Origin of the sequence: Helicobacter labetoulli, assembly GCF_003670275.1 — a bacterium.
In the GTDB taxonomy this organism is placed as follows: domain Bacteria; phylum Campylobacterota; class Campylobacteria; order Campylobacterales; family Helicobacteraceae; genus Helicobacter_C; species Helicobacter_C labetoulli.
In genome coordinates this window covers 72,579-86,690 of record NZ_QXJF01000002.1, presented here as the reverse complement: position 1 = coordinate 86,690, position 14,112 = coordinate 72,579, and the positions used below count along the sequence as shown (strand labels likewise).

The window sequence follows — 14,112 nt, the reverse complement described above, 5'->3', positions numbered from 1 at the left end:
TTAAGCTTTGTTTATGAAAGCCTTTAGATTCTAGCTTTGCACTGGTGGCAATATGTATAATGGCTCTGTTTTGTGATGAAAACATTGAGGGTCTAAAACCTTTGGCATATAAAAATCTGTCTCTTGCGGATTGTCTATACCATAAGCAAGAGCAATCTCATTATGTTTATCTTCATAAAAATAGGTCGTGCCAAACGCCTTAATATATTTTGCTTGAGTGAAATAAAAACTTGAAGTAGCAAGGAGCTTGATTTCATAAAGTAGGCTGAGTGTATGCAAAAAAATATGCGTGAGTTTTAATGCACTAAAACTTCCGGGTCCATTGGCATAATAAATTGTGTTTATTTTCATATCCGTGTATTGAGAATCTTGCTTAGGATTTGGGAGCAAAGATTCAAAGATTTTAGGCAAGGCGGTAAGTGTTAGCTCATTGCTTACTATCTCTTCAAAAAGCTCTTTATTCTCATATAATCCACATTTTATAGTCCCACCAACACTCACAAGTGCTATATCAATTTCTTTCAATTTTATCTCTTAAACTTTTAAGGCTTACATCTCAACAATTACATCTCATAGGCGTATTCTAATGCCTCTTCCATAGCCTTATCCTCAAGGCTTATAATCTCATAGGCTTTTTCATCACTTAAAAGCTGTTTTGTGAGTAAGTGATTAAGCTTGTGGCTTCCCGCATAAGAGACATAAGTGCCAAGCAGGGGCATTCCAAGCAACGCCATATCGCCAATAGCATCTAGAATCTTATGTCGCACAAACTCTTCTTTATACCGCAATCCATCTTTATTGAGAATCCCACTCTCATCAAGCACGATACAATTACTCAAATCCCCACCCTTAGCAAGTCCAATAGAGCGTAAATAATTTACTTCGTGTAAAAATCCAAAAGTCCTAGCGCGAGCAATTTCTTCCTTATATGCCTTTGTGCTAAAGGTAAATTTATAGTGCTGCTGACGAATGGCTGGGTGGCTAAAATCAATACTAAAATCAAAAATTGTCCGCTCACTAGGCTCTACACGCACAAATTTCTTATCATCTTGAATCTCAATGGGCTTTTTAATCGCTATGACTTTTTTTGGAGCGTTTTGCGAGATGATCCCTGCTTCCTCAAGGAGCATACAATAGCCAATAGAGCTTCCGTCCATTATCGGCACTTCCTCATTATCTAGGCAGATTCTAATATTATCAATCCCATAAGCGTGAATAGCTGAAAGCAAATGCTCAATGGTAGAGATTCTAGCTTCCCCCTTGCCAAGCACCGTTGCCATTGTAGTGTCAATAACATTTTCAGGCTTTAGCTCAATGCTTATGCCCAAATCACTACGATAAAACACCACGCCACTATTTACATCTAATGACTCAAGCTCCATTCTCACAGGCACACCCTTATGTAGCCCAACCCCTACAATCTCAACCTTATTTTTTATCGTTTTTTGTTTCATAATAAATCCTTTATGATTATATCATCGTCTTTTCTTAAAATTATTTTGAATAATGCACTGCTTTGGTTAATTTTGCGTAAAAAAGGCTCATCAAGTAGCCTATCTTGAAAAATTACTCCTGAAGCTAGAATCTTTTTGCAAATCATATATTCCCCACCTACCTCAACACTTCCCTTGCATTCGCCAAATATAGTAAGATTCCCACCTGCTACTACTCTTGCGCCATCATTGACTTGAGTTTCTATCACCACATCACCATTATGGCAAATCTCCTCTCCACTCCGCACAACCTTAGAAACAAACAAGGTCGGTACAGATGATGAAGTCTTTTGAGATTCTACATCAAGCTTAGAATCTTTTGGCTCTTTTGACTGCGTGTTTTGATGAGTATAGATCGTATTAAGTGTGCTAAAGCTTAGCTGATTGTGCTGCAAAAAATCTTTCAACACAGAATCTATCTCGCCCTTAAAGCCAAGCGTATGGTATCGCAAAAGTGGCAAATGCTTTGTGATAAAAGCAATATATTCTTCCGTGCTTGCTCCAGCTTCAAACTCAAATAGTTTTAATGTGCGTTGATGTGTCTTTATCATAGATTCAGGCTCTTTTAGGGAACTACTCTTGTTTGGTAAAAGCTACGCGTCTTGCTTAAGACGCTCACTACATTTTCATCAATCCACTTTTGGTCAAGCCATTCAGCCAAACGCACAAAATGCCCTTGAACCAAAATCCCAAAATGCAAATGATCGCCAAAAGCCCAGCCTGTCGCACCGGTTTTGCCTATCTCTTGCCCTATATGCACTTCATCGCTCACTTCAACATAGCTCTCTTGAAGATGTGCATAGATTGATGAAACGCCAAAGCCGTGATACAAAAGCAAAGTATTCCCATATAGCCCAAGATGACTTTTAAGCAGCACTATAGCATTGTTACTTGCGATAATGGGGGCATTTTTCACACTTGCTACATCAATGCCTAAATGTGTGGCTTCGCTGATTTTTTCTTTATCTAAATAATAAGTGCGATAATCCCCAAAACTCCCCACAAGCTTTGAGCCTCTAAGCGGCACAAATGGAGCAAATCTCTCGTCAATAAAGCTCTTAGTGGATACTAAATCGCTACACGCTTTTAAGATTCTCTTTTCATCTTCAGCACGAATCTCTTCATTGAAAAATGCAAACTTCTCTATGTCGTTCTCAAAATCTCTTAAATGCTTTTTGTCAATTTGAGAAAGCAACTCATCAAGCTTGCCACTTAAAAAATCTTCTTTAATGCGGATATTTGAACGATAATAGGGAATATTGATATTACGCACAAGCGGAATATTGTGCCGTGTAACATTCCCTGCTTTATCTTTGGCAACAAGCTGTGCGGTGAAAAATTTATTTTTCAAAGGCCAAGCAATAATGCCGACATAAATATTCTCATCAAGGTATTTAAAAAGCTCAAATTCATCTGTGCCATTGCTGATACGCACATCTTCTAATGCCATATCTTTGACTTCAAATGCCACAACTGCACTTCCACCACGCGCAATTTGATATGATGAGGCAATAGGTGTAACTTGAGGAGGGGTAGTATCCACAATGAGATTAAGCTCTACCTTTGCTGTATTGCCCGTAAAAAAATGCGAACTACTCCAATCAGTAATTTCAATCTTATACTGAATTGTTGTGCCATTTTTAAGCGTTATTGAAGGCTTTGGGAGTGGAATCTTTACTGATTTTGGTTTATTTAAAATCACTTCTTTTTCATCGCTCAAAATCTCGCCATCAAATATGACTTGCACACGATAATCGCGTATTCCACTCTCATCACTAAAGCCTATTTGAATCTCATCTTGCAAATTCCAATGCGTTGGGGCAGAGCTAGATTCTAAACTAGGCTCTTGTGTCTCAAAAATAATAGAGCTAAAGGTAATAACCCCCACCAAAACAAGAAGCACAATCCCCATACTGACTACAACCAATCGTCTATTATCCATACTATCCGCCCATCGTTTTTAAAGATACAATACATAAAAGGGTCGTATTTTAGCAGATATTTCTTAATCCTAGTTAGGCTCTATGGCTTGTTTGTGGGGATAAAAGCGGAATCTTAGCATTGTGTGTTTATCAGCTTTTGGGATAGGCAAGATTCTTAGGAAAGATTTTAAGCAAATTATTGTGCTTGATTTGCCCTTGCTCCAGCAGCTTCAAGAACTTTGCCCATTCTATTTTTGCCCTCCAAACTTTCAAGATATGCTACTTCTTGTAAGACTTGACCAACTGCGGCAAAAAGATCGTGTGGAATTGCTTGATTTAAATCTAGCTGACGATATAGCTCTCGTGCTAAAGGGGGATTTTCAATAATCCTAATCTCATACTCCCTAGCAACACCCTTTATACGGATAGCCAACTCATCAATCCCCTTTGCCACCACCACAGGCGGCATACCTTTTTCAATCTCCTTTTCACCATACCGCAACGCCACAGCATAATGCGTAGGGTTTGTAATCACCACAGAAGCACTTGGAATCTCTTGCATCATACGATTACTTGCAATTTTTTGCTGCATTTGGCGGATTTTAGCTTTAATCTCAGGGCTTTGCTCATATTGCTTATACTCATCTTTGACTTCTTTGATACTCATTTTAAGGCTTTTAATATATTGATAACGCTTGATAAGATAATCACTCACCGCCATAATGAAAAACAAAATCAAAAGCACCCCAATAAGAATAAGTGCCTTTTGTCTAAACCACATAATCTGCCCATACAGTCCGCTCATAGATACGCTAGGTAGCTCATTAAAAAAGCTCACAAACACAGCAAATCCCACAATAAATGCCACAAACACTTTCAGCGTAATCATAAATCCATCAAGCAATTTTTTGAGCGAGATGACATTTTTTATACCCGTAATAGGATTAATTTTTGAGAGCTTTGGCTTAATGGCTTTTGGGGAGAGCAATAATCCAAATTGTGCGATATTAGCAATCACGCCTGTTACCATAAGGGCTACAAAAAGCGGGGCTAACATAATGAACACTTCAAGTCCTATGCTTAACATCAAATCCCCCAAAAGTCGCACATCAACATCTTGTGTAATAAGGGCATTAATATGCAAAAAAATCTTTTGGCTATGCTCTACCCAAAAGGGCAAAAGCAAAAACATAAGCCCAAGCCCTACAAGCAAGATAAAAAATCCCGCTAGTTCCGGGCTTTTGCTGACATTACCCTCCTCGCGTGCTTTGGCAATCTTATGTGCGGAGGGGGCTTGGGTCTTTTCTTCATCAGCCATTTATTAGCCCTTTAGTGTATGAAGCTTATGAAGTGCATTTTCATAATCCTGCATTGTGTTAATGTTTAAGCTCTCTTCCTCACTGATAGGGACAATCTCGTGCAGATGAGATTCTACAATGCGATGCAGGGCATAGCTTTTAGACTTATACGCCCACAGCAGAGAATCTAATGTAGAGCGTTGCCATTTTGAGATTAAATAATGTGCTTTAAACTCGCCTTGTGCATACACAATCGGGCAATCTTTTGAATCTAAAGCCAAAAGCGTGTCTTGAGAGATAAAAGGCGTATCCACACTTATAAAAATAATCTCTTTAGAATCTAAAGTATTAAAGGCATTTATCATACCTACAAGCGGAGCATAGATAGGGCTAGATTCTATCAAAAAATGTGCCTCAAAGCTAAACTTATCACGCTCCTTTGCACTCATATACAGATTCTCACACATACTCTCAAAACGCCTTAAAAGCCATTGACTAAGCGGATAGCCACCAAAACAAATCTGCGTCTTATCCTGCCCGAAGCGAGAGCTTTTCCCACCAGCAAGAATCACACAAGGTGTTGTAATCTTTTGCATAAAAACCCTTACTTTTTTATGGTGTATTGTAACTTGTTTTGTATAATCCCCCATTGTAGCAATAAAGTAGCAATAAATTTACAATCCTTGGGACATATATGCTTATAGATTCATTCCAACGCACAATTGACTATATGCGTGTGTCTGTTACAAAGCAGTGTAACTTCCGCTGTCAATATTGTATGCCAGATACACCTGATGATTTTATTGATAAAACCGCCCTGCCACTGCCTAAAATGCTAACTTTTATTAAACTTGCCATTGATAATGGGATTAAAAAAATCCGTATTACCGGTGGAGAGCCACTTTTAAGAACGGATTTGTGCGAGTTTATAGGTGGGATTTATGCTTACGCCCCACATATTGAACTCACCCTTACAACCAATGCTTTTTTGCTTGAAAAATACGCTCAAGGACTAAAAGATGCGGGAGTTAATCGCATAAATATCTCACTAGATTCACTAAAAAGTGAGCGGATTAAGCATATTTCTAAACGCGATGCCCTGCCACAAATCCTGCGTGGAATCCACAAAGCAAATGAACTCAAACTTGGCATTAAGCTCAATATGGTGCCACTTAAAAGCGTGAATGAAGATGAAATTGTGGATATGCTAGAGTTTGCTAAAACTCATCATTTTGGGGTGCGATTTATTGAGTTTATGGAGAATATCCACGCAAAAGATACGCTTAAGGGCTTAAGAGCAAATGAGATTCTAGCCCATATCAATACAAAATACACAACCACTTTGCTCAAAAAAGAATGTTTTGGTCCAGCAAAACTCTATACGATTGGTAATGGGAGCAATGATAAGGCATTTGCCTTTGGGATTATCTCTCCGCACGAAGATGACTTCTGTCAAAGCTGCAATAGAATCCGCCTAACAAGCGATGGTGTGATTTGCCCTTGTCTATACTATCAAGAAAGCGTGAATTTGCGAGAGGCTATCTTACAAGAGGATACAAAAGCATTGCAAAGCCTCTTAGAAAAAGCTATAAAAAATAAGCCAGAGAAAAACCAATGGGAGCAAAATATGAATCCCAGCCTACTTTCAACCCGAGCATTTTACTACACAGGCGGATAGATAAAGGCAAATAAGATTCTAAGCAAAAGCACATTACAATGTGTTGTTCTTATTTGCTTATCAATTACACAAGGATTTACGATGGATATTTTACAAAAAGCCCTAAAATCTTCTCACGATGAATCTTTTCACAATCTCACCCCACAAGAGCTAAGCAAACTCTATGAGTATGATATTTTTACCCTTGGCAAAGCCGCTAACGAACTGCGAGAAAAACGCTATGGCAAAAAGGTGTTTTTTAATAACAACCGCCATATTAATCCCAGCAATATCTGTGCTGATGTGTGTAAATTCTGTGCGTTTTCAGCAAGTCGCAAGAATCCAAACCCTTATGCAATGAGTATTGATGAGATTCTAACCCAAGCTCACAAAGCCTATGAAAATGGTGCAAAAGAGCTTCATATCGTATCCGCTCATAATCCAAACTACACTTATGAGTGGTATTTTGAACTTTTTAGGGAGATTAAAAAGGCATTGCCACAGGTGCATTTAAAAGCCCTAACGGCGGCGGAAGTGGATTATATAGATAGAATCTCAAACAAGGGCTATAAAAAAGTGTTAGAAGATATGGTGGAAGCAGGAGTTGATTCTATGCCCGGAGGTGGAGCAGAGATTTTTGATGAGAGTGTGCGGAGCTATATTTGTAAGGGCAAAGTAAGCTCTAAGCGATGGCTTGAAATCCACGCTTATTGGCATAGTTTGAGCAAAATGAGTAATGCTACAATGCTCTTTGGACACATAGAAAAAAGGGAGCATAGGATTGATCATATGCTGCGTTTGCGGGAGATTCAAAGTGAAGATTCTAAGGTGGCAAACAAAAAGGGCGGGTTTAATGCCTTTATCCCGCTTTTATATCAAAAAGAAAATAACTTCCTTAATATCAAAGATTTTCCAAGCGGACAGGAGATTCTAAAAACAATCGCTATTGCTAGAATCTTATTACATAATATCCCGCATATCAAGGCGTATTGGGCGACTTTGGGGCTGAATATGGCAATTGTCGCACAAGAATTTGGTGCTGATGATATGGATGGCACAATCCAGCTAGAATCTATACAATCCGCCGCAGGAGCAAAAAGCAAGGGTGGGTTAAGCAAAGATGAGCTTATCTCGCAGATTAAAGATGCGGGATTTGTAGCCATAGAGCGAGATTCTATCTACAATGAACTAGCGGAGTATTAAGGGCTGTGGGAGATTCTACGCAATGTTGTAGCCATTGTCAGCTACCCTATGAGAAAAATCAGCTCTTTAAACGCATAAACGATGATGGGCAGGAGCTATATTTTTGTTGTAGTGGCTGTGAGAGCGTGTATTACTTACTGCAATCTTGCAATCTCACAAGCTTTTATGACAAGCTAAATACCACCATCACACCGCCCAACCTCACACAGCAAAGCGATAGCGCGCATTTTGACACGCAAGGCTTTTATGACAAATACATTCACACCATCACCAAAGATAATAAACAACTCCATCAGGTGCATTTGATTCTAAGCGGGATTCATTGTGCGGCGTGTATTTGGCTGAATGAAAAGATTCTAAGTCAAACACAAGGCATATATGATGTGGCTATAAACTACACAAATAATAAAGCCACTATCACTTGGGATAATGCGATTTTGCCTTTAAGCAAGATTATCTGCCTTATCCGTTCCATTGGCTATGATGCGTATGTCTATGATAGTAGAATCCAAGAGAGTGCGGATAAGGCACAGATGAAAGACTATTATATCCGCGTGATTGTTGCCCTTTTTTGCACGATGAATATTATGTGGGTGGCTATCGCACAATATAGCGGATACTTTCTAGGCATACAAGCAGATGCAAAGGATATTTTGAATCTCGCTTCATTTGTGCTTTGCACGCCTACACTCTTTTATTCTGGCTGGATATTTTACCGCTCAAGCTACTATGGGCTGAAAAATGGCTTTATTGGAATGGACTTGCTTGTAAGTGTAGGCTCAAGCTTAACTTATCTCTACTCCATATATGCGGCTATTACACGCAGTGGCGAGACTTACTTTGAATCTGTGAGTATGATTATTACCTTTGTGCTAGTGGGGAAATTCCTAGAAGTGCGCGCAAGGAAAAATGCCGGCGATAGCCTTGATAGTCTGCAGAATCTTTTGCCTACAAGTGTAGAAGTAAGCAATGGCGAAACATACGAGCAAAGAAGCCTTGAGAGTGTAAAAGTGGGAGATAAGATTCTAGTGAGAGCGGGGGATAAAATCGCCATTGATGGAATCTTAGAGAGTGAATATGCCCTGTTTGATACCAAGGCAATTAGCGGGGAATCCCTGCCTTTAGAATCTAAAAAGGGTGAGGCGGTGCTTTCTGGCTATATTAACCTTCATCATCAAATCTTTTACACCGCTACAAAGGCATTTTCACAAAGCCTTATGAGTCATATTATTGAGCTTGTAAGCTCTTCTCTCTCTCATCGTCCGCAGATTCAAAATCTTGCTAATGCCCTTTCACAATATTTTTCACGCGTGATTTTAAGCCTAGCAGCCCTATGCTTTGTATTTTGGTATTTTCTAGCCGATGTTGGAGCGGAAAAATCGCTGATGATAGCCATATCTGTGATTATCATTGCTTGTCCTTGTGCGTTAGCTCTCGCTACCCCCATAGCGTCAGTCGTTGGAATTGGCGAGGCTTATAAGCATAATGTGCTATTTAAACAAGCCAAATTCCTTGAAAGCCTAGCAAAAGCGGATATGGTCGTTTTTGATAAGACAGGCACACTCACTATCGGCAAGCCAAAAGTGCAGCACTGCCACATACAAGGGGATTATGACAAGTTGCTTTTGCGTGAGTTTGTGCATTTAAGCAAACACCCTGTGGCACAAGGCATTGCGGAGTTTTTGGTAGATTCTACAAATGAAGCAGATTTACAAAAGACTGCGTGGGAGCTTGAAAACTTTCAGCAGTTTGACGCACAAGGCATTGCTGCTCGTAGCTTATCACAGAGTGGGAAAAGCATAAAACTCGTTGGCGGAAATCTTGCCTTTTTAGAAAAACAAGGCTTTGTTATTCCACCTTTAAACATCTCTCAAGGTATGCTTTTTGCCTATGGGATAATAGACAATGGAGAAAAAAAATTATGCGAAGTTTTTGAGCTTTATGATGAGCCAAAGCCCTATGCCAAAACGCTTCTAGATGCCCTGCATCAAAATGGCATTAAAACCGCACTTCTTAGTGGAGATAGGCAAGAGAGTGTGAATCTTATAAGCAATCAGCTTGGCATACAGCAAACAGAGCATTCTTTCTCGCCCTTGCAAAAAGCCCAATGGATTATGTCTTACAAACAAGAGCATAAAGATTCTGTGCTTGTGATGATAGGCGATGGCATTAATGACGCTCCGGCTCTAAACAAAAGTGATATTGCTATTTCTATGGGAGCGGGTAGTGATATTGCTATTTTGAGTAGCGATATTGTTATTCTTGATGATAAGCTTAGCACTCTACACAACGCCCTTGTAATCGCACAAAATACATACAAAACTATCAAGCAAAATATTGCCCTAAGCATAGGTTATAATGCTTTGAGTGTGCCTTTGGCTCTGTTTGGGCTAGTCATACCACTCTTTGCTGCACTCTCAATGAGTCTTAGCTCCATTATTGTCGTGCTGAACTCACTAAGATTAAGAAATTTTAAAGCTTTTAAAGATGGTAAAAATGGGTAGAAACTGAAATGAAAGTAAAAAAGCCTTGCATTTTTGTGTTATTTTAGCTTATCTTGCAATTTTTTAGCGTAAGATAAGGTTGTCTTAAATCTTGATAATGGAGGCGTGTGATGAAAAAACATATCGTTTTTTTTGAAGCAGTAGGCGGCAGTGATAAGGGCAGAGATGGACACAGAAAAGATACTGTGCCGATGATGGACTATCTCAAAAAGCTTGGTTGGAACGCAGAAGTTGTGTTTTTCACAGATGAGATTCTAAGAGATTCTGCAAAAACAAATGAGATTTTTGAATATGTCAAGGGTGTAGCTGATGCGTATGTATCGCGTGTGAATCCGGGTAATTTGAAAGAAGAGAAGCTTTACTTTGATGTGTTGCGTAAGCTTTGTGATAGCGGCGTGATTGGTATGCCTCACCCTGATGCGATGATAGGATATGGGGCAAAAGACGCACTGACAAAACTTCGCAACACAGAGCTTGTGCCAACAGATACTTTGGCATATTATGACCCAGCTGAAGCAAAACGCATTGGTGTGAATTGGGTAGCAGGAGAAGAGCACGACTTTAAGGCAAACTTCCCAAAAACACTAGCAAAAGGCGAGCGGGTATTAAAGCAAAATCGCGGTAGCACAGGGGAAGGAATCTGGCGTGTGCAGTTAAAAGATCAAAGCCAATATGGCAAAGTTTCTTCTATCCCGCTTGATACCATCGTGCGATGCACAGAAGCAGTGGATAACCACGTAGAAGAGCATAAGCTAGGCGATTTTATGAACTTTTGTGAAAAGTATTTAACAGGTGATAATGGTATGCTTGTGGATATGACTTTCTTACCGCGTATTAAAGAGGGTGAGATTAGAATCCTAATGCTGTATAAAGACCCTATTTATGTTGTGCATAAAAAACCTGCTGAAGGGGCAGATGCATTTTCTGCGACACTCTTTAGTGGGGCAAAATACCGCTATGACAAGCCAGAGCAATGGAGTGAGCTTGTAGGCTACTTCCTTTCCAACTTGCCAGAGATTAAGACTAAGCTTGGCAACTATGACTTACCTTTGATTTGGACGGCGGATTTTATCCTTGATACTGATGAAAATGGTAAGGATAAATATGTGCTAGGCGAGATTAACTGCTCTTGCGTGGGCTTTACCTCACCTGTTGAGTTTTTAGATAAAACCGCTAGACGCGTAGCAAATACGATTATTAACATTGTAGAAGACGCAAAATCCTAAACTGCTCTTTTAAAAACCCCTTATGCGAGATTCTCATATCTCGCAAAAATAGAATCTAAAGCCTGTGAATTATTTGCTGTGATTTAGGTATTTTTGTTAGGCAAATAGCATTTATTTTGCAATTTAGCTGACAGCTTAGAATCTTGGCAGTCTAATACTTTGGACATCTTAATCGTGCCAAGATATACTTTCTTAGCGTATAAAACAAATCTCAATGCTTCCAAATATTGTTTGATAGCAATTGTTGTGTAAAAACTCTCTAGATTCTACAATCATAGAATCTAGAGACAAGCATTAAGCGATGAGTTTGTATGCCACGGTGAATATCGTCAAAAGCCCTGTGATAAACACAAAGGCATCTAGGGCTGGGTTTTTGAACTGCCTCATCTTTGAGACACTATAAATAGCGATGATTGGCATAAGGAAAAGGATTGCAGCGATGATTGGACCACCTAAGTCTTCAATAAAGCCTAGCACACTTGGGTTGATATAAGCTACAAGGAGCATTACCACATACATTACACTTGTGCTTGCAATAGCGATGGCTTTAAGATTTGGACTCTCATTGCCGGCTATTTTACAGCATTTACGCACGATACCATACGCCCCTTCTCTAGCCCCAAAATAATGCCCAAAAAATGAGCTAGAAATAGCCAAAAATGCTATCAAAGGACCGCCATAAGAGATGAAAGGATTATCAAGCTTGTTAGCAAAGTAGGATAACACAGGGATATTTTGCGCTCTAGCTTCAGCAAGCTCCGCTGGGCTTAGACATAGCACACAAGAAAAGACAAAAAACATCACAAAGATTAGTAGCATTGTTGCGGTGCGGAAGAGGATTTGATTTGCCTTTGCCACGGAGTACTCCCCATACTCACGCTTCACACTTAAAGAAAAGGTAGAAATCGCTGGAGAGTGATTAAAGCTAAAGACAAGCACAGGCAGTGTGAGCCACACGATTGTCAAAAACTCTTTAACATTTGGCACTTCACTTAGGCTACCTAGATTCCAATGCGGGATAAGATAGAGTGAAAAGATAAAGAGTATCGCACATAGCGGATACACGAGCCATTCACATACTTTGGTGATAAACTCTTCGCTAAAAAGCATAATAAGCATAAAGCTACTCACACCCAAAAATACCAAAATCGCACGCCATAATGGCAGCAAATGTGCTACTTGTGTGCCATTTTCATTTGTCTCAAGAGTATAGATAGAGCTAATAAATCCAGCTAGAGAGCCATTAGAATCTAGCAGGGGCAAAAGTTGATTATAAATAAAACTCTCAAATGTGTTTGTAATCCCCACGCAGTAAGCCAAGCAAATAGGGAAAATCGCAAAGAAGTAAAGAATAGAGATAAATACACTCACTCCACGCCCAAAGTATTCTTCTGCGGCGTGCGTGATGTCCCTATCATTGCCACTAGCTTGGCAGACAAAGCGACTTAATGCCCTGTGGCTTAAATACACCATAGGAAAGATGACAAAGCACATCACCACAACAGGCCAAAAGCCTCCGCCACCAGCTTTGATAGGTAGATACAAGATACCAGCTCCCACTGCTGTGCCAAAAAGTGATAGCATCCAGCGAGTATCAAAAGAATTCCATTTTTGCATAACGCTCCTTTAATAGTGAGTTTTGGTTTATTCTATACTAGAAATCTTGCTACTTTTCTAATTTTTTCAAAAGATTGTGCAAAATTTAGCGTGGCGTGGATTTTTTTAACATTCTGCGTAAAGAAACATAAAATTTCATCCACTCATCAAGCTCCATAAGCGGATGTCCGCCCCATTTGGTATGGGGCGGGAGATTTTTACCAACTGCTCCTCTTCCAGCCACTTGCACAAAATCGCCGATATGAATATGTCCGCCCGTTCCGGCTTGTCCGCCAAAAATAACATTGCGTCCGGTTGTGGTAGAACCAGCCAAGCCCACTTGTGAAACAAGAATGCTATGTTCGCCAATAACGCAGTTATGCCCAATCTGCACGAGATTATCAATCTTTGCTCCTTTTTTGATAATCGTCTCCCCAAACACCGCTCTATCAATGGTATTATTTGCACCAATTTCCACATCATCTTCAATCACCACTCTACCGCTATGCTCAATCTTAATATGCTCCCCCTTATCGGTATGTGCATAGCCAAAGCCATCGCAGCCTATAACGCTTCCAGCGTGAATATTGACATTATTGCCAATATGTGTATTGCCATAAATCACAACATTTGGGTAGATTTTGCAGTTTTTACCAATGCGGACATTATCGCCTATGACCACACCGGGCATAATTTTAGAATCTTCGCCAATGCGGACATTATCGCCAAGACTTGCACACGGAGAGACAAATGCGGTTGAAGCAATCTCTGCAAAGCTAGATTGTGAAAAATCGTTTTGTATAAAAAGGGCGGAGAGCAAGGCAAAAGCAAGATGTGGATTTGCCACGACAAGGGGTTGAATACCCTTAGGCACTTTATCCTGCAAAGATTCTCTAATAAGCACCGCTCCGGCTTTGGAATCTGCAAGAGAGGATATATATTTATCTTGGTCTATGTAGCTTATTTGCGTGGAAGTGGCAGATTCTAATGGTGCAATACCACTTAGCTCAAAGTCATTTTGTATGCTATTTTGTAAGGTAAGATAGCCTTTGAAAGCTCTATTGATGGCTTGAGAGAGAAGCATTGCTATCCTTTAGAGTGGAATAAAGGTGCAATCATAGCATAAACATTGCAAACTTATATAGAGCTTGAATCTTAATGCTATGGGGTTTTGTAGTCTTAATTGAATGAAATTGTGTATAATTAAGCAAAG

The 14,112-nt window shown here is 39.7% G+C and carries 12 protein-coding genes; 4 read left to right on the top strand and 8 right to left on the bottom strand.

Annotated elements, in window-relative coordinates; genetic code table 11:
- Positions 1-30: 30 nt before the first annotated feature.
- The 6 genes from EBF12_RS01080 to mobA all read right to left on the bottom strand — a co-directional run bounded on the left by EBF12_RS01080 (position 31) and on the right by mobA (position 5,309).
- Positions 31-525, bottom strand: a complete 495-nt coding sequence (locus EBF12_RS01080) for a hypothetical protein (protein WP_121726009.1) — start codon at positions 523-525, stop codon at positions 31-33.
- Between the two features lie 38 nt (positions 526-563).
- Positions 564-1,454, bottom strand: coding sequence for a UDP-3-O-acyl-N-acetylglucosamine deacetylase (gene lpxC, locus EBF12_RS01075; RefSeq protein WP_121726008.1), 891 nt, complete (start codon positions 1,452-1,454; stop codon positions 564-566).
- Positions 1,451-2,044 carry a septum site-determining protein MinC gene (gene minC / locus EBF12_RS01070; protein WP_121726007.1) on the bottom strand — a complete coding sequence of 198 codons (594 nt, stop codon included), beginning with the start codon at positions 2,042-2,044 and terminating at the stop codon, positions 1,451-1,453. Before minC ends, lpxC begins: the two co-directional genes overlap by 4 nt.
- A 14-nt stretch (positions 2,045-2,058) precedes the next feature.
- On the bottom strand, positions 2,059-3,435 hold the full coding sequence (locus tag EBF12_RS01065) for a M23 family metallopeptidase (protein ID WP_121726006.1): 1,377 nt from the start codon (positions 3,433-3,435) through the stop codon (positions 2,059-2,061).
- Between the two features lie 176 nt (positions 3,436-3,611).
- Positions 3,612-4,733, bottom strand: coding sequence for a flagellar biosynthesis protein FlhB (gene flhB / locus EBF12_RS01060; protein ID WP_121726005.1), 1,122 nt, complete (start codon positions 4,731-4,733; stop codon positions 3,612-3,614).
- Positions 4,734-4,736: 3 nt separating this feature from the next.
- A complete protein-coding gene (gene mobA, locus EBF12_RS01055) occupies positions 4,737-5,309 on the bottom strand; it encodes a molybdenum cofactor guanylyltransferase MobA (protein ID WP_121726067.1) in 573 nt (190 codons plus the stop codon).
- 98 nt (positions 5,310-5,407) lie between these two features.
- On the opposite strand from mobA, the gene moaA reads away from it, so the two are divergent.
- From moaA to EBF12_RS01035, 4 genes are all read left to right on the top strand, one after another.
- Entirely contained in the window at positions 5,408-6,391 is a 984-nt protein-coding gene (moaA, locus tag EBF12_RS01050; RefSeq protein ID WP_121726004.1) for a GTP 3',8-cyclase MoaA, read from the top strand.
- An 81-nt stretch (positions 6,392-6,472) separates the two neighbouring features.
- Entirely contained in the window at positions 6,473-7,573 is a 1,101-nt protein-coding gene (gene mqnE / locus EBF12_RS01045; RefSeq protein ID WP_121726003.1) for an aminofutalosine synthase MqnE, read from the top strand.
- Between the two features lie 5 nt (positions 7,574-7,578).
- The gene (locus EBF12_RS01040; protein ID WP_121726002.1) at positions 7,579-10,077 is read left to right on the top strand and encodes a heavy metal translocating P-type ATPase; all 2,499 of its coding nucleotides are present in this window, start codon (positions 7,579-7,581) and stop codon (positions 10,075-10,077) included.
- Positions 10,078-10,187: 110 nt separating this feature from the next.
- Complete coding sequence (locus EBF12_RS01035) at positions 10,188-11,303, top strand: Cj0069 family protein (protein WP_121726001.1); 1,116 nt, start codon at positions 10,188-10,190, stop codon at positions 11,301-11,303.
- 294 nt (positions 11,304-11,597) lie between these two features.
- Here EBF12_RS01035 and EBF12_RS01030 read toward each other — a convergent pair whose 3' ends face one another.
- Both EBF12_RS01030 and lpxD read right to left on the bottom strand, forming a co-directional pair.
- On the bottom strand, positions 11,598-12,920 hold the full coding sequence (locus EBF12_RS01030; RefSeq protein WP_121726000.1) for an aromatic amino acid transport family protein: 1,323 nt from the start codon (positions 12,918-12,920) through the stop codon (positions 11,598-11,600).
- A gap of 85 nt (positions 12,921-13,005) precedes the next feature.
- Positions 13,006-13,983, bottom strand: coding sequence for a UDP-3-O-(3-hydroxymyristoyl)glucosamine N-acyltransferase (lpxD, locus tag EBF12_RS01025; RefSeq protein ID WP_121725999.1), 978 nt, complete (start codon positions 13,981-13,983; stop codon positions 13,006-13,008).
- Between the last annotated feature and the right edge of the window lie 129 nt (positions 13,984-14,112).